At 37.0% G+C, this 17,487-nt stretch carries 11 protein-coding genes; 10 read left to right on the forward strand and 1 reads right to left on the reverse strand.

The features are described from left to right. From BM296_RS09005 to BM296_RS09050, 10 genes are all read left to right on the forward strand, one after another. Complete coding sequence (locus BM296_RS09005; protein WP_091902727.1) at positions 1-852, forward strand: sugar phosphate isomerase/epimerase family protein; 852 nt, start codon at positions 1-3, stop codon at positions 850-852. Positions 853-858: 6 nt separating this feature from the next. Further along, the gene (locus BM296_RS09010) at positions 859-1,932 is read left to right on the forward strand and encodes an aldose 1-epimerase family protein (RefSeq protein ID WP_091902728.1); all 1,074 of its coding nucleotides are present in this window, start codon (positions 859-861) and stop codon (positions 1,930-1,932) included. A 5-nt stretch (positions 1,933-1,937) separates the two neighbouring features. Next, positions 1,938-3,146 carry a class I mannose-6-phosphate isomerase gene (locus BM296_RS09015; RefSeq protein WP_091902729.1) on the forward strand — a complete coding sequence of 403 codons (1,209 nt, stop codon included), beginning with the start codon at positions 1,938-1,940 and terminating at the stop codon, positions 3,144-3,146. 31 nt (positions 3,147-3,177) lie between these two features. Further along, on the forward strand, positions 3,178-4,206 hold the full coding sequence (locus BM296_RS09020; protein ID WP_091902730.1) for a sugar phosphate isomerase/epimerase family protein: 1,029 nt from the start codon (positions 3,178-3,180) through the stop codon (positions 4,204-4,206). A 57-nt stretch (positions 4,207-4,263) separates the two neighbouring features. Continuing rightward, on the forward strand, positions 4,264-5,409 hold the full coding sequence (locus BM296_RS09025; RefSeq protein ID WP_091902731.1) for a Gfo/Idh/MocA family protein: 1,146 nt from the start codon (positions 4,264-4,266) through the stop codon (positions 5,407-5,409). A gap of 486 nt (positions 5,410-5,895) precedes the next feature. Continuing rightward, complete coding sequence (locus tag BM296_RS09030; RefSeq protein WP_091902732.1) at positions 5,896-9,417, forward strand: sulfatase-like hydrolase/transferase; 3,522 nt, start codon at positions 5,896-5,898, stop codon at positions 9,415-9,417. 97 nt (positions 9,418-9,514) lie between these two features. After that, positions 9,515-9,757 carry a 3-keto-alpha-glucoside-1,2-lyase-like domain-containing protein gene (locus BM296_RS09035; protein WP_177214937.1) on the forward strand — a complete coding sequence of 81 codons (243 nt, stop codon included), beginning with the start codon at positions 9,515-9,517 and terminating at the stop codon, positions 9,755-9,757. A gap of 292 nt (positions 9,758-10,049) precedes the next feature. After that, on the forward strand, positions 10,050-10,574 hold the full coding sequence (locus tag BM296_RS09040; protein ID WP_091902734.1) for a ThuA domain-containing protein: 525 nt from the start codon (positions 10,050-10,052) through the stop codon (positions 10,572-10,574). Positions 10,575-10,732: 158 nt separating this feature from the next. Then, entirely contained in the window at positions 10,733-12,487 is a 1,755-nt protein-coding gene (locus BM296_RS09045) for a sulfatase family protein (protein WP_091902989.1), read from the forward strand. 277 nt (positions 12,488-12,764) lie between these two features. Next, positions 12,765-14,462: a GMC oxidoreductase gene (locus tag BM296_RS09050; RefSeq protein ID WP_091902735.1), complete on the forward strand. Its 1,698-nt coding sequence runs from the start codon at positions 12,765-12,767 to the stop codon at positions 14,460-14,462. Positions 14,463-14,543: 81 nt separating this feature from the next. Here BM296_RS09050 and BM296_RS09055 read toward each other — a convergent pair whose 3' ends face one another. Further along, a complete protein-coding gene (locus tag BM296_RS09055) occupies positions 14,544-17,297 on the reverse strand; it encodes a glycoside hydrolase family 78 protein (protein WP_218157871.1) in 2,754 nt (917 codons plus the stop codon). Positions 17,298-17,487 lie beyond the last annotated feature (190 nt).

A 17,487-nucleotide genomic window follows, 5' to 3' on the forward strand; every position in this document is an offset into this window, starting at 1 on the left:
ATGAGTAAAATCGGTTTTGATGTATTGGCTTGGTCAGCTGGTCTTTCTGATGATTTGTTTTCCATAATGGATCGTTTAAAAGAAATTGGTTATGATGGAGTAGAATTTTTCGTAGGGTCACCAGAAGTTTCTGATTATCGAAAGATTGGTAAGCATGCCAAAGATATCGGCTTGGACGTAACTGCAGTTACCGTGCTCAGTCCTGAAGAAAATTTGATTGATTCTTCACCAAACGTACGGGCAAAGGGTTTTGAGAGATTGAAATGGTCTATTGATCGTTGTCATGACTTGGGTGCAGAAGTTTTATGCGGCCCGTTTCACTCTGCTTTTGCCACATTTGCCCAACATGCTCCTCAAGAGCAAGAATATGATTGGAGTGCTGAAATATTACATCGGGTCGGAGATTACGCCCAACAAACAAATCTCATTCTAACACTTGAGGCATTGAACCGATTTGAATGCTACCTGTGTAATACGATGAGTCAGCTAAAATATTTACTAGAAAAGGTAAATCACCCTAATGTAAAAGGAATGTTTGACACACACCATGCGAATATCGAAGAGAAAAGTTTAGGAAATGCCATAGAGACGATTGCCCCTTATCTAGAGCACGTTCACATTAGTGAGAACGATCGCGGTACACCAGGTGAGGGTCATATACCTTGGGAGGAGAGTTTTTCTGCCTTGGCTAAGGTAGGTTATGATGGCTGGTATACCATAGAGGGTTTTACCAGAAATGATATTGATTTTGCCAATTCTATAAACGTTTGGCGTGAATTTGCCCAACCTTGGGATATGGCCGAAAAAGGATTCAAATTTATTGAAGAAATGATTCAAAAACATAGCCTATAAACACTAATGCCTAATACAGAAGCTATACATAACGGTAAAGACAAAATTTCGAATGCCGCACAAATAGGTGGTATTGAGACATCTGTCTTAGATAATGGACTAGGTCGCGGTACTCGCATTGCCTGGATTAATACAGGTACAGGGTTACGTTACAAGGTAATTATTGATCGTGCTATGGACATTGCAGATGCATTTTTCAATGAATACAGTTTATCATGGTTAAGTAATTTGGGAACAACAATGCCTGAACGTTTTTCAGATTCAGGAATGCAATGGATACGTAATTTTGGTGGAGGTCTTTTAACTACTTGTGGATTATCACATGTTGGCGGACCAGAAAAAGATGAATTCGGTGAGCGCGGTCTTCACGGTTTAATAAGTAATACACCTGCAGAGATTATTTCCATTATTCAACCAAATCCGGCAGAGGGCAAGATGGATATGAGTATTACTGGTATCGTAAGACAGACTCAAGTGTTTGGACCTATGCTTGAATTAAAACGTACAATTTCTGGAAAATTGGGTGAAGCTAAAATCACTATTAACGATGAGGTTATAAATGTAGGTAATATAAAAGCCCCTCATATGCTGTTATATCATATCAATTTTGGATGGCCATTAGTAGATGAGGAAACCAAATTACTTTGGAACGGAGAATGGGAATCTCCTACCCCAGACTCGGCAGCTAAGATTTTCAAAAAAGGTGCTGATTTTAAAACCTGTCCGGCACCTCTAGAATCACATTCAGGTATTGGAGAAGATGTAGCCTTTATTGATACTACGGCAGATAAAACTGGTACTGTTCATTGTGGTTTACATAATAAAAAAATCAACTTGGCTGTATCTCTGTCGTTTCCTAAAAAACAGTTGCCATGGCTCATAAATTGGCAACATTGGGGTAAAAAGGAGTATGTAACAGCATTAGAACCTGCGACGAATCCTCCAATAGGTCAAACTAAGGCTAGAGAAGAGGGTAGTTTAGAATTTCTTGAACCTGGTAAGAGTAGAAGTTACTCATTAAATTTAGAGGTATTACAGAATACTGAAATAGATAAATTTTTAAACAATTTTAAAAAATAAATAATATGGCAACATTAGCTAAAAAAGCCTTGGAGCAAGGAAAAGGAATTTTACGTTTGGCACCAACGTGGGTGCCAAGGTCCTTTTGCGTGCCAGGTAGAAGAATAAAATTGCACCCAGACGATTATTATGTTTTGGGCGGTGAACGTGGCGGTATTGATGAACGTTGGTTCTCATCTACAACACCTGCTGAAAATGGTCCTTTGACAGGAAAAAATGAAGGTCTTAGCCCTGTGGTTTTAGAAGATGACGGCAAAGAAGTTCAGATTCTTTTAAAAGATGTTATCGATGAGCTAAAAGGAGAAATTATTGGTGACCGATTATGGAACGAATATGAAAGCTGGCCCATGTACTCCAAGTTTTTTGATAATATGGGACCGCTACCACATCATATACATCATAATGACGAGCATGCTGCAAAAATAGGTCAGAAGGGAAAACCAGAGGCATATTACTTTCCACCTCAGGTAAATAACCACGGTGGTGATTTTCCGTATACTTTTTTCGGAATTACCCCGGGTACAACCAAAGAACAAATAAAAGAGTGTTTGAAGAATTTTACCAAAGGAGATAATAAGATCACCAATTTTTCATCTGCATTCAGGTTAGAACCAGGAACTGGTTGGGATGTGCCACCAGGTATGCTTCATGCACCAGGTAGTATGTGTACCTACGAGCCACAAAAAGCTTCAGACGTTTTCGCCATGTACCAATCTTTAGTAAATGAGGCCATAATTCCCGAAGAGTTGTTATGGAATGGTACGCCAAAAGATAGAATGGGAGATTTTGATCAGTTAATGGAGGTCATTGATTGGGATTTAAATACAGATCCTAATATGTTAGAAACTAGATTTATGAATCCAATTCCTGTAGAGCCCATAGAAGATATGGAGGCTAAAGGATATATTGATAAATGGATTTGCTATCGTTCAGATGCTTTTAGCGCAAAAGAATTAACGGTACTTCCAGGTCAAACGGTTACAATAAAAGATAATGCTTGTTATGGAATGATCATGATGCAAGGCCATGGTAAAATGGGCGTTTGGGACATAGAGACCCCATCACTCATAAGATATGGTCAATTAACGCACGATGAGTATTTCGTTACAGAAAAGGCAGCCAAAGAGGGTGTTACTATAGTTAACCATAGTAGTACTGACCCTATTGTAATGTTGAAACATTTTGGTCCACAAAATCCGGATTTAAAAATTTAAAATCAAATCTATAATTTCAAAAAAAGACACCATGCAAAATAATGATTTTCCAAAATTACATAATGCAACTTGGCCTGGAATTGTTGGTAAAGGGCTAGATTCTGAGCCGCCTATTCCCTTTGATAAGTTGTTAGAAATGACTGCCGCTGCTGAGGTTAATGGCGTTAAATTCGATGGTATTGATTTAGGTCTTTTAGATCCACACATTAATATAGATAGTACAGATGATGAAATAAAAAAAATAGCAGATAAAATTGCCGGTTACGGGCTTAATGTAGGTAGTTTGGTAGCCCCAATTTGGGGTGGACCTATATTGGGTACTGAAAATGATCGTAAGACTTTTGTTGAAATGGTTCGAAAATCTTGCCATTTCGGAAAAATTCTAAGGGAGCATGGTGTAAGATCTTATGGGGTAATACGAATTGACTCTGCTTCTAGCCCAGAAGAATGGGCTAAGAATCCGATCAAAAATACTGAACTAATTGCAAAAACTTTTAGAGAAGCTTGCGATGTTGCAGCAGATTTTGATGAAAAACTTGCAGCCGAAGGTGAAATATGTTGGGGTGGTATGCATAGTTGGAAGGCAATGGTAGAAACACTAGAAGCCGTAAATAGACCAAATATTGGTTTTCAGGCAGATATGTCTCATACCTTACTTTATTTATTGGGCTATAATGCCCCGCAAGATAGAATACTTCCACAGAATTTTGATTGGAATGATCGAGAGACATTAAAAGCAGGTTTAAAAACTGTAACAGATGCATTACGACCATGGACGATAGATTTTCATGTTGCACAAAATGATGGTACCGTTCATGGTACCGGATCGCATGATAAAACTGGTCGTCATTGTTTAGCTACAGACCCTAATGGTAAACTTGATGTAGCAAATGATGCCGGATATTGGCTAAGAGATGAAAATGGCATACTTACAAAAGCATTCAAACATATTTGTTGGGACGGTTGTATGTTCGATAATTCTGTATTGACCGAACAAAAGACCTGGAATGATATTTTAGCAACTTTAATAAAAGTACGCGAATTACATGGTTGGAGTTAAACGAGGTCAATATTCGTAATTCGTATAACATTAAAAATTATAAATTTTCTTGAGATTATGGCAGATAAAAAAGAACTTAGAATTGGCTTAATAGGATGTGGATTTATGGGAAGAACACATTCAAATGGGTATAATCGGGTTTCTAATTTTTTTCCCAATTTAGCATATCGTCCAGTATTGAAAGCGGTCTGTTCCCGTACAGAAAGTAAGGTAAAAGCTTTTGCTTCTCAATGGGGTTACGAATCTTGGGAAACAGATTGGAAAATACTCATTGCCCGAGATGACATTGATGCTATAGATATATGTACCCCAAATGATATGCATGCTCAAATTGCAATTGCAGCAGCTAAGGCAGGTAAAATGATATTGTGCGAAAAGCCCCTTTCACGTACCCTAGAAGAAGGTGAAGAAATGGTAAGAGTTATTGAGGAAGCAAAGGTCAAGAACACAGTATGGTATAATTATCGCCGTATTCCAGCAGTTACATTGGCAAAACAACTTATAGATTCAGGTAAATTGGGTAGAATATTTCATTACCGCGCAAATTTTTTACAAGATTGGACTATTAGTCCAGAATTACCTCAGGGCGGTGAAGGTTTATGGCGTTTAGATGCAGACGCAGCTGGTTCTGGAGTTACAGGAGATCTTTTGGCACATTGTATAGATACTGCTCTTTGGCTAAATGGAGGTATTAAAGATGTTTCTGCATTAACGGAAACATTTATTAAAGAACGTGTACATCAAACAAGCGGAAAAGTTCAGAAGGTCGATATTGATGATGCATGTATCTTTCATTGTCACTTTAACAACGGTTCATTGGGGCTTTTTGAATCTACAAGATATGCAAGAGGTCATAAGGCACTTTATACGTTTGAGATTAATGGCGAGAATGCTTCTATAAGATGGGATTTACATGATTTAAATCGTCTTGAATATTATGATTATGGAGACGATTCAATAGTAAGAGGATGGCGTTCAATTCATGTTACAGATGGTGATCAGCCTTATATGGATAAATGGTGGGTGCCAGGTTTAAGTATAGGTTATGAACATTCTTTTGTTCATCAAGTAGCTGACTTTCTGGAAAGTCTAGAAACAGGCGAGCCTTGTTCACCTACCTTTTTAGATGCTCTTGAAACACAGAAAGTTTGTGAAGCAGTTATTGAATCTGCAAAAAGTAGAAGTTGGAAAGATATTAATTAGATAAATGGAAGAAAAAAGTAAAGGGATGAAATTTAATCTTCATCCCTTTTTTCATTTAAACTAACTCAACTGAAGTTAACAACTCTTCATAAATAAAATTACATAAGTGTTATTGTAAAAGTATCCTGTACTGCCCTGCTTTAATTAATAGTCTAAATATTTTGAAGTTCATTAATTGTAATCGAAAGGTATTAAATAGAAGTAAGGGAAAGTTAATATTTTTAAATGAGAATAATATAAATAGAGAATACAGCTAATGTAAGCGCGGGAAAATAGAATATATTTTTTGTCATTATTAATTTTATTAAATATAAAATCTCAAATGTAATTGAATTGTTTAGATGAAGAATATTAATTCATGTGTGTTTTCAGGATAGAACAGGATGGGTGATTTCCTTACATAGTATAAGTTTGAATTAGAACTTGTGAGCTGCTGAACTCAGAATTGAAAAGTCAGTTTAACTAGGCTTAATAAATAACAAATTTATGAGGATAAAAATTTTAGTGGGAATATTTTTCTGCGTGTGTATACTTTCATCAAAAGCACAAAAGAGAGTTGAAAACCAAGAAGTTAAGAAGCCTAACATTGTTTTTATTCTAACGGATGACCAACGTTTTGATGCCTTGGGTTATGCAGGTAACAAACTCATTTCTACCACTGAAATGGATAAATTGGCAAGAGAGGGTACCTATTTTAAAAACGCCATGGTTACCACTCCAATCTGTGCTGCCAGTAGAGCAAGCATTCTAACAGGTCTATATGAACGCACCCATAATTTTAATTTTCAAACAGGGAATATAAGGGAGTCTTACATGGCGCAGTCATATCCTTCAATTTTAAAAGAGAATGGATATTTTACAGGTTTTTATGGTAAATATGGAGTCCGTTATGAAAAACTAGAAAATCAATTTGACGAATATGAGTCGTATGATCGCAATTATGAGTATAAAGACAGACGTGGTTATTACTATAAAATTTTAGCTAAGGACACGGTTCATTTAACCCGGTATACAGGACAGAAAGCGATAGACTTTATTGCAGATGCAAAAACAGATAAACCTTTTTGTCTTTCCTTAAGTTTTAGTGCTCCTCATGCTCATGATGGGGCGGAGGACCAATATTTTTGGCAAACGGAGTCAGATGCTTTGCTGCAGAACATTAATGTGCCCGATGCGGATTTGGGAGAAGATAAATATTTTGAGGCTCAACCTAAATTTGTACGAGATGGTTTTAATCGGTTGCGTTGGACTTGGAGATACGATACACCTGAAAAATATCAACATAGTGTAAAAGGCTATTATCGAATGATTTCTGGTATAGATAGGGAGATTGCCAAAATTAGAGCCGAGCTAGAAAAGAGGGGTCTTGCGGAGAACACAGTTATTATTTTAATGGGAGATAACGGTTATTTCTTAGGTGAGCGCCAGCTTGCTGGTAAATGGTTGTTATATGATAATTCCGTTCGGGTGCCTTTAATTGTCTATGATCCACGGGTGAAAAAGCAAAAGGATAGTGATGTTATGGCCTTGAATATAGATATTCCGTCTACCATTTTAGACCTAGCCGGTATTGATCAGCCCAAAGCATGGCATGGTAAAAGCCTTTTGCCTACAGTAAAGAAATCCAAGAGCAATTTTGAACGGGATACCGTATTAATCGAGCATATTTGGGAGTTTGAGAATATACCACCAAGTGAAGGAATCCGTACTAAAAATTGGAAATACTTCCGTTACATCAACGACCAGTCTTTTGAAGAACTCTACAATTTAGAAGTAGACCCCAAAGAGATTCGCAATCTGGCAAAAGATTCAAAATATGCAGAAAAATTATCGGCATTTCGCAACAAAACTAATAGTCTTATACTTGAGCTTTCCGATGACTATTCTAAAGGGCCAAGTGATTTGGTAGTGGAGTGGATACGGAACACGAAAGGGGTTACAGTAATTGATCCTAAACCAGAATTTGGATGGGTGGTGCCTGATGGTGCGGTTTCACAATCGGCTTATCAAATGTTGGTTGCTTCATCTAAAGAAAATATAAACAATAATATTGGCGATGTCTGGGATAGTAAGCAAATACGAACGAATGCATCTTCAGAAATAGAACATGGTGGTAAAGCGTTAAAAAACGGAGAAACCTACTTCTGGAAAGTACGCATTTGGGATCAAGACAATCGGCTTTCACGATATTCTAAAAGTCGGTCTTTTACAATGGGAAACCCTAAGGCGACGATAACCACACCGAACAGTTTTCAAATAGATAAAATTAAACCTGTCATATTTGAAAAAAGAGGCAACACCTATTTTATAGATTTTGGAAAATCGGCTTTCGCAACGCTCAATTTTACATATAAGGCTACAACTTCAGGAACACTTACCTTTAAAATAGGAGAACAATTAGAAGGTGAGAGCATCAACAGAAAACCTTTTGAAAAAAGTCATATTAGGTATCAGGAAATTAAGATTAAAGTAAATCCGGATCAAACGGAATACCAACTTCAAATAAAACCAGACAAGAGAAATACTTTGCCTGGCAAGGCACTACCTCTTCCCAAAGATTTTTCTGTTTTAATGCCGTTTAGATATGTGGAGGTTGATGGTGCTAAAGAACCTATTACAGCAGAAGACTTTACATTACTGGCTCATCATAGTTATTGGGAAGATGACGCTAGTAGTTTCAAAAGTTCTGATGATATTTTAAATCAGGTATGGGAAATTTGTAAATACACGATAAAGGCTACAACATTTAACGGTCTTTATGTAGATGGGGACCGAGAGCGTATACCGTATGAAGCAGATGCGTATTTAAATCAACTAAGTCATTATACTACCGATCGGGAATATGCCATTGCAAGGCAAACCATAGAATATTTTATGGAACACCCAACATGGCCAACCGAATGGCAACAGCATGTAGCGCTTATGTTTTATGCAGATTATATGTATACGGGCAACACAGAACTTATTGAGAGGTACTATGACCGGTTGAAGTATAAAACCCTATATGAGCTCGCTAACGAAGACGGTCTTATTACCTCGACTAAAATGACGACGGAATTAATGAAAAACCTAGGGTTCCCTCCAAAAATGAAGGAGACGTTTAGAGATATTGTAGATTGGCCATCTGCGGGTTGGGGAGGCGACCCATCCAATAAAGGGGAACGTGATGGCTATGAATTTAAAGACTATAACACTGTAGTTAATGCGTTTTATTACCAGAATATGAAGATTATGTCCCAATTTGCAAAAGTTTTAGGCAAAACGGGCGAAGCATTGGATTTTGAACTTCGTGCCTTAAAAGCGAAAAAAGCTGTCAACGAAAAAATGTTCGATTCAGAACGTGGTGTTTATGTAGATGGAATTGGAACGGACCATGCTGCTTTACATGCTAATATGCTGCCTTTAGCTTTTAATATGGTGCCGGAGGAACATATTCCCTCTGTGGTAGAACATGTAAAATCTAGAGGAATGGCTTGTAGTGTTTATGGTTCACAATACTTAATGGACGGTCTCTATAACGCCGGAGCAGCAGATTACGCTTTGGAACTGCTAACGGACAAAAGTGATAGAAGCTGGTATAATATGATTCGTGTTGGATCTACTATGACCCTAGAAGCATGGGATTTAAAGTATAAGAACAATCTTGACTGGAACCATGCGTGGGGCGCAGTACCTGCAAATGTAATTCCACGAGGACTTTGGGGTATTCAGCCAAAAACACCTGGCTTTGGGGTCGCTATTATAAAACCACAGATGAGCAACTTAAAAAACTCGAGTATAGAAGTACCTACCATAAATGGAACTATAAAAGGAGCATACACCTATGAGACCTCTAGGCTCCAGATTTTTAAAATTGAAATTCCTGCCAATATGGTAGCAGAGTTTGAAATTGCTCCATCATTTGGAAAAGAGCTAATGCACAATGGAAAGAAAGTAAATGTCGCTTTTGGTTCTGTCCGTTTAGAATCTGGGAAACATGAGATAAAACTTGTGGTTAATTCTTTTTAAATATAGCCTTTGGTCTTTAATGATAATCAATGTTACAATAGTAAATTCTAAATTAAAACTTATATAAAAACAAAGGAAAAGCTTATTTATTACCTTATTGTATCTAAGCCTCATTATCATATTATTCATTACCTCCAAAAGTGATTTTGTCCCATTATTCAACGGCAAAAATCTTGATGGTTGGGAATTAGAGAATGGTAAGGCACTATTTAATTTAGAAGATGGTGTAATTATAGGAACATATACTTCTGGCACCCTAAATACATTCCAGTGTACAAGAGAATCTTATTCCGATTTTATTTTCGCTTTTGAGGCTCATTTGGGTGAAGAAACAAATTAAGGTGTGATGTTTAGGGCCCAAAGCAATCCTGAATATAGAGATGGCAGGGTACACGGTTATCAAATCGTAATCGAACCTTAGCTTCATTATATGATTTAATCACGGCAAATGCCCATAATTTTAAACTGAACGAGTCTACTAAAAAAATAGTTAACGAATATGAATGGAATCTTGCCCGTATTGTAGTTAAAGGAGTTGAAGTGGAACATTATCTTGATGGTATTTTTTTTAGTGAAATATAGCAGAAGTTGTCAAGAATGACGAGACTTGGTAGCAATCCAATTTTGGATGGATGGCTACACCATGGCCCATCGAAACACAAAAGGCATTCGATACTTATTTGAAAAATGGAGGCGGATTTGTAAGTGTGCATGCAGCCAACAATTCCTTTCCTGAATGGGAAGCTTATATTAAAATGATTGGTTTGTGGGGGAGCAATAGAACCGAAAAGGACGGTCTCTATATTTATTATGATAATTTGGGCATAAGGGTTATAAATACAAGTAAGGGAGCTGCAGGTATATATGGAGAAAAACATCGTTTTCCAATTACTATTCAAAATATGGGTTATCCAATAACCAAGGATATGCTAAAAGTGGGAATGACCGGTATTGATGAATACTATGCTAAATTACGTGGTCTGGTCGAGAATATTACGGTATTGGCTCCAGGAAAGTATTTAAGTGAAAATGCTCTAACGGGCGGACAGGAAACGGTACTAATGATTATCGAATACGGTAAGGGACGTGTTTTCCATAACGCCTTAGGTTATGATATCGATTCTTTTGAAAATGTTGGGTTTATCGTTTTTTTTTAGGGAGGGGATTCGAATGAGCGGCTTCTTGTAGGGTAAGGCAAAAGGTGCCAAAAAATTTTCCAACAGCTATTTTATCAAATAGCAGAGAGTTTAGATTGAATTCTAAGATTTTTAAGTCAATCAAATTTTTGGACTTATTTTATAATAAAAAATATGATATGGTGAAGAATTATTTTTCAGCAATAAACGTAATAAGTTTGCTATTCCCTTTATTTATACTAATGTCTTGTGAGGTAAATAATAAAGAGTCTAAAAAAGAAGTCGCAAAAACTGAAATTCAACTACCTAAACGGCCTAATATTTTATGGTTGGTAACCGAAGATATGGGACCCTATATTCCGTCTTTTGGCGATTCCACTATTGTGACACCTAATTTAAGTCGGTTGTCCGCAGAAGGTGTGGTATACCCAAATTTGTATTCTACTTCAGGAGTTTGCGCTCCTAGTAGGTCTGCCATTATAATGGGGATGTATCCTTCCAGTATTGGGGCCAACCATATGCGAACTACGTCCTATACTGAGGTGACTGGATTGTCATCGTACGGGGCGGTGCCGCCGCCGCAAGCCCGCATGATTAGTGAACTACTTCGTTTGAACGGTTATTACACCACTAATAATTATAAGGAAGATTATCAATTTGATGCTCCTAAAACGGCCTGGGATGAAAGTAGTCCGTATGCCCATTGGCGGAATCGTGATGAAAATCAACCGTTCTTTTCAGTATTCAATTATACAGAAACACACGAATCAGGGCTGTTTGAGCCTTACGGATTTAGGGAGATAGAAACAAGGCATTATCACGAGGGGGATAGAACATTTAAATGGGGCGAAGATCGTATGACAGAAGAGGAAACGACAATACATTTGCCAAAAGATACAGATTTTAATATTCCTCCATATCTTCCAAATACTCCCAAAGTACAAAGGGATATGTGGAAGCTATACAACAATGTGTCGGAAATGGACAAGCAGGTGGGAACCGTATTAAAGCAATTAGAGGAGGATGGACTACTAGAAAACACCATCATCTTTTTCTACGGAGACCATGGAGGACCCTTACCTAGGGAAAAGCGTTTGATTTACGATTCTGGTTTAAACACGCCAATGATTATAAGGTTTCCAAAAAAGCAGCTTGCAGGAACTAAAGCTACTGAGTTACTTAGTTTTGTAGATTTTGGACCTACACTTTTATCCCTAATAGGGGTTAAGCCTCCCTCCTATATGCAAGGACAGGCATTTTTAGGAAAATACAAGGCCGAAAACGAACGCAAATATATTCATGGCGCGGCTGACCGTTTTGATGGATTTACTGATGTTATTCGTGCCGTTCGCGATGAACAATTTAAGTATATTAGAAATTATAGACCGGAACAAGGTTATTATTTACCGGTAGAATATAGGGAAAGAATACCAGCCATGCAGGAATTATTGCGTTTACGCAATGAAGGAAATTTGGATAGTTCACAAGAACTTTGGTTCAGGGAATCTAAGGATGTTGAAGAATTGTATGATGTACAGATAGACCCTTATGAAGTAAATAATTTAGCTAAAGATCCTATCTACAGTGATAAATTGGTAGAATTAAGTGCAGAAATGGATCGGTGGTTAAAGGGAATAGGGGATGATCCCAATCTACCGGAAAAAGAATTGATTACTAAATTATGGAATGGTGCAGAAACTCAACCAATAACTTTGAATCCGGAAATAAAATTAATCAATCATAAAATTACACTGAATAGTTTCACAGAGGGAGCTTCGTTAGGATATAAGATAATTGATAAGGAAGGCAAACTTCCAAATTCATGGACGATTTATCAAAAACCTTTTGAAATCCCAAGGGCAAGTATTGTAATCGCTCAAGCATATAGAATAGGATATGTGCCTAGTGAAACAGTTACATTAAGCACTAAATAAATTATTAGTTGAAATTTGTTTTGTGTAATTCTGGATTTGTTTCGAAGGCAATAAAGTAATATCAATTATTTTAAAATGTTGTTATACTTTTTATATTAAATATGCCTTATCAGTATAGCACAGGATACAATATTATATTCTAAACACTATTTTTAAATGCCTTTTGAATACTTGATTTTACGCAAGTATTAAAATAATTGAAGAATAATTGGATGACCTCGGTCATAGTGCCTTCGAAACTGTGACCGGGCTTACTCTTAAAACTTAATAAAAGAATATGTCAATAGAAGCAACAAATACTTTTGATGCCATTGTGGTAGGAACGGGAATTAGTGGTGGTTGGGCTGCAAAAGAGCTTTGTGAGAATGGACTCAAAACTCTTGTTTTAGAACGCGGAAGAATGGTAAAGCATGTTCTGGATTATCCGACAATGAACCTTGACCCATGGGACTTGCCAAACGCAGGAGTGACTCCTGAAAAAGTTAAAGCAATGTACCCTAAACAATCCCGTTGGGGATTTGATGAAACAACACGGCATTTTTTTAATGACGATTCAAAATTCGACTATGATGAAGTAAAACGTTTTGACTGGATTAGGGGTACACAAGTAGGGGGGAGATCTTTGATTTGGGGAAAACAAACCTATCGTTGGTCCAATCTTGATTTTGAAGCCAATGCTAAAGACGGCATTGGTGTAGATTGGCCTATACGGTATAAAGATATAGAGCCATGGTATGCATATGTAGAAAAGCATATTGGTGTTAGTGGAGAAGCATTGGGCTTGACTCAATTGCCCGACAGTGTGTTTCTGAAACCAATGGAATTAAATTGTGTAGAAGAACATTTAAAGAAAGGTATATCAGAAAATTATGAGGATCGAGTTTTGACTATAGGTAGAGTGGCTCATATTACCGAAGGTACAAAACCAGGTGCAGGAAGGAGCACTTGTCAGAATAGAAATAGATGTAAACGTGGTTGCCCTTATGGAGCCTATTTCAGTTCAAACTCGTCCACATTACCAATGGCGGAAGCTACTGGTAATATGACTATTAGACCGGATTCTATTGTATGTGAGGTTTTGTATGATAAAGAAAAAAAAAGAGCTATAGGTGTTAAAATTATAGATGCGAATACTAAGGAAGTGATGGAGTTTAAATCAAAAATTATCTTTCTGTGTGCTTCATCAATGGCTTCTACGGCTATTTTAATGCAGTCGACATCTGATGTTTTTCCTAACGGAATGGGTAATGCCAGTGGTGAATTGGGACATAATATTATGGATCACCAACTTGGTGGCGGTGCCAGTGGCAAAATAGACGGATATGATGATAAATATTATAAAGGAAGAAGACCAAATGGATTCTATATTCCTAGATTTAGGAATATAAATGGGTCTTCTAAAAATGTTGATTTCATAAGAGGATATGGTTATCAGGGTGGTGCAGGTCGTACTGATTATAGTACCGTTATACCCGAATATGCATATGGGGGAAAATTTAAAGAAGAAATGTTGAAACCGGGAGGATGGCGTATTAATCTTGGTGGTTTTGGAGAAGTTTTACCTTATCACGAGAATCATATGTATCTTAATTATGATAAGCTAGATTCCTTTGGCTTACCAACAATAGTTTTTGATGCCGAGTTTAAGGAGAATGAGAAACTAATGAAAAAAGATTGGATAGAACAATCCCAAGAAATGCTCGAAAATGCTGGGTTTAAAGAGGTAAGGGCAAACCAAAGAGCTTCATTTATGGGAGGTGGAATTCATGAAATGGGAACCGCTAGAATGGGGAAAGATAATAAAACGTCTGTACTGAATAAATACAATCAGTTACATGAAGTACCTAATGTGTACGTAACAGATGGTGCTTGTATGACTTCTACAGGGTGCCAGAACCCATCATTGACCTATATGGCTTTAACGGCTAGAGCTGCGAACCATGCAGTTGAAGAATTAAAAAAAATGAATTTTTAATTATATAGTAGCGCATACTCATGGAAAAGCCCTAATCGTTGATTAGGGCTTTTTTTATCAAATTAATTTGTTGCTACTATTTCAACTTTTTTGAGGATACGAAAATTTATAGGTGCCTGATCCTAATTTTAATTGTACACCGTCATCTGTTTGCTTCATTATTTTATGAAATTCATTTTTCAATTTAGCATCATTAAGTAAAACTTCATCAGCTTTGGCATTTGGTAATGTTACCGTCGCTGTGGTATTTGGGGGAACCGTTACTTCATATTGAAATGTTCTGTCTATGATTTTCCAGTTAGATTTTATCTTTCCATAAAGGGATAAAAATTCTGTATTTGCTGAAGTTAGTCCACCTCCTGGGTGCGGGTCAAATATAATATGCTTATATCCCGGGTTTTCGGGGTCAATCCTTAACCCACCTACATGTGTATAAAGCCATTCACCAATAGCTCCGTACGAATAATGGTTAAAACTATTCATCCCTTCAATGATTGTTCCGTCTGGTTTTTGCGTGTCCCAACGTTCCCAAATAGTTGTAGCACCCATTGTTATAGGGTATAACCAAGACGGGAACTCTTTTCTAAATAATAGCATAAAAGCCAAATCATCCCTACCTATTTTTGAGAGTGTAGTACACAGTAAAGGAGTTCCTAAAAACCCAGTTGTTAAATGTCCAAATTTCTCTATATCAGCTGCATAATATGCGGCCGATTTTTCGATTAGATTTTTAGGAATTAGATCAAAACTAAGAGCCATTGCATAGGCTGTTTGTGTATGTGATACTAAACGGCCATTAGGGGTGGTATATTCTTTTATAAAAGCTGTCTTTATGTTCTTAGCCAAACTCTCATATTTTTCAACATCTTCAGTTTTTCCAATGATGTCAGCTATTTTATGTAAAAGTGTAGTGGAATAATAGGCGTAAGCCGTTGCAATTAAATCTTTCTCGGTCACCGACCCGTTGTAGTCCGGTTTATCGGCATTGTATGCTAACCAATCTCCCCAATGCCAGTGCTTAGGATCGTTCCAAAGATAATCATTACCTGACCGTTTGGACATGTAATCTACCCACCCTTTCATACTGTCATATTGCTCTTCTAAAATACGTTTGTCCCCATAAGATTGATAAACCGTCCATGGTATGATTACTGCAGCATCTGCCCATCCTGTAGCACCTCCTTTGGCGCTTACTCCTTCACCACCAGTAAGAATGTCCGGAACAACATTGGTTACAGATCCGTTCTCGTGTTGGTCTAAAGCCAAATCTTTAAGCCATTTGGTATAAAAAGATGCAACATCAAAATTATAAGCAGCGGTCATACTAAATACTTGTGCGTCACCTGTCCAACCTGCTCGTTCATCACGTTGTGGACAATCTGTTGGGATGTCTAAAAAGTTATCTTTTTGCCCCCATTGAATGTTGCTTTGTAGTTGATTTATCATAGGGTCTGATGTTACGAAACTACCAGTAGGGCTAATTGCTGAATGAATCACTATTCCTGTAATATCGTTCAGACTTAAGGTGCCGGGATAACCTATGACCTGTATGAATCGAAAACCATGAGAGGTAAAATGTGGTTCAAACATTTCTTCGCCATCCCCCTTTAACGTGTAAATATCCGTTGCTTTGGCAGCACGTAGATTAGTGGTGTAAAAGTTTCCATCTTTATCTAAAACTTCAGCAAATTTTAAACTAACCTGGTCACCTTTTTTACCTTTTACTTTCATTCGGGCCCATCCTACAATATTTTGTCCCAGGTCTAATACAATTTCACCTTTGGGTGTCGTAATTAGTTTTTTAGGCTTGATTTCTTCGATGGCTTTTACGGGAGGTCCTTGTGGAGCTACGAGAATGTCCTTGGAATGTTTCAAGATTTCAACTTTTTTCCATGAGTTGTCATCAAATCCGGTTTTGGCCCAACCGTCCATTTCTAAGCGTGCATCGTATTTTTCGCCATTGTACATATCCGATTCTAAAATAGGGCCGTATGAAGCTTTCCAGTCTTCGTTGGTCAAAATGGTTTCTGTTGTACCGTCAGTATAATTAATGTGTAATTGAACCAGTAGCGCAAGTTGTTTTCCGTAAAAGGCGTAGTCGCCCTTCCATCCAATATTTCCACGGTACCAGCCGTCTCCAACTAAAGCACCAATTGCATTGTTCGCTTTCAGCATATGTGTAACATCATATGTTTGGTATTGCAGTCTTTTGTTATAGCTGGTGTAGCCTGGTGTAAAGAGATCATTACCCACTTTTTCTCCATTTAGGTATAGTTCATAGAGGCCCAAGGAGGTTATCTGAACTTTAGCGGAGTTGATTGTTTTTTCAGTTTTAAATTCCGTTCTAAAATATTGAGAAGGGTGCGATTTTTTTTCTGTGGTGATATCGTTCATAGCAATGTATGATGCAGTCCATAAAGCTTTATCTAAAATGCCCATTTCCCAATACGCAGGTATACTCCATTTGGATACTCTGTCCTTATCGTCCCAAATACGTACTTGCCAATATACGCGCTGCATTGAGTTAAGGGCGGGACCTTTATAAACCACGTTTACGGATTGGTCGCTTTCTACTTTGAGAGTAGACCAGATTAGATTTTTATCACTTTCTAAATTTTCCTTAGAATCTGCTACTCGAATTTCATAAGCAGTTTGTTTTACATTCTTTTCATCTGAATTCAATTGCCAGCTCAATCTAGGTTTTTGTACATCAATACCAATAGGGTTGGTTTTATATTCTGTTACTAAGTTTAGTATTTCTGTTTTTATTATCGAAAAAGAAGTGATTAGACTAATTAAAAGTATAAACGAAAAATGTTGGATAGTTGTTCTCAAATTATTTATTGTTTAAAGTTCATTTAAAATTTAAAGTGTTGATTTTGTACTGTAAATTAATTTTACCTAATCCTGTTAGTTTTCGTTGTTATCAACGAATTGGTTTCACTAGAGATATTATTTCATTTCATTGATATTTAAATCTTAAACATGAAAAAAAATATACTAATTGTACTATATTTTATAAGAA

Source organism: Maribacter stanieri, from assembly GCF_900112245.1.
GTDB classification, from domain to species: Bacteria; Bacteroidota; Bacteroidia; order Flavobacteriales; family Flavobacteriaceae; genus Maribacter; species Maribacter stanieri.

Coding starts and splice junctions, on each gene's coding strand:
- BM296_RS09010 (WP_091902728.1), top strand. CDS start 859: ATGCCTAATACAGAAGCTATACATAACGGTAAAGACAAAATTTCGAAT.
- BM296_RS09005 (WP_091902727.1), top strand. CDS start 1: ATGAGTAAAATCGGTTTTGATGTATTGGCTTGGTCAGCTGGTCTTTCT.
- BM296_RS09040 (WP_091902734.1), top strand. CDS start 10,050: ATGGCTACACCATGGCCCATCGAAACACAAAAGGCATTCGATACTTAT.
- BM296_RS09025 (WP_091902731.1), top strand. CDS start 4,264: ATGGCAGATAAAAAAGAACTTAGAATTGGCTTAATAGGATGTGGATTT.
- BM296_RS09015 (WP_091902729.1), top strand. CDS start 1,938: ATGGCAACATTAGCTAAAAAAGCCTTGGAGCAAGGAAAAGGAATTTTA.
- BM296_RS09020 (WP_091902730.1), top strand. CDS start 3,178: ATGCAAAATAATGATTTTCCAAAATTACATAATGCAACTTGGCCTGGA.
- BM296_RS09030 (WP_091902732.1), top strand. CDS start 5,896: ATGAGGATAAAAATTTTAGTGGGAATATTTTTCTGCGTGTGTATACTT.
- BM296_RS09050 (WP_091902735.1), top strand. CDS start 12,765: ATGTCAATAGAAGCAACAAATACTTTTGATGCCATTGTGGTAGGAACG.
- BM296_RS09045 (WP_091902989.1), top strand. CDS start 10,733: ATGGTGAAGAATTATTTTTCAGCAATAAACGTAATAAGTTTGCTATTC.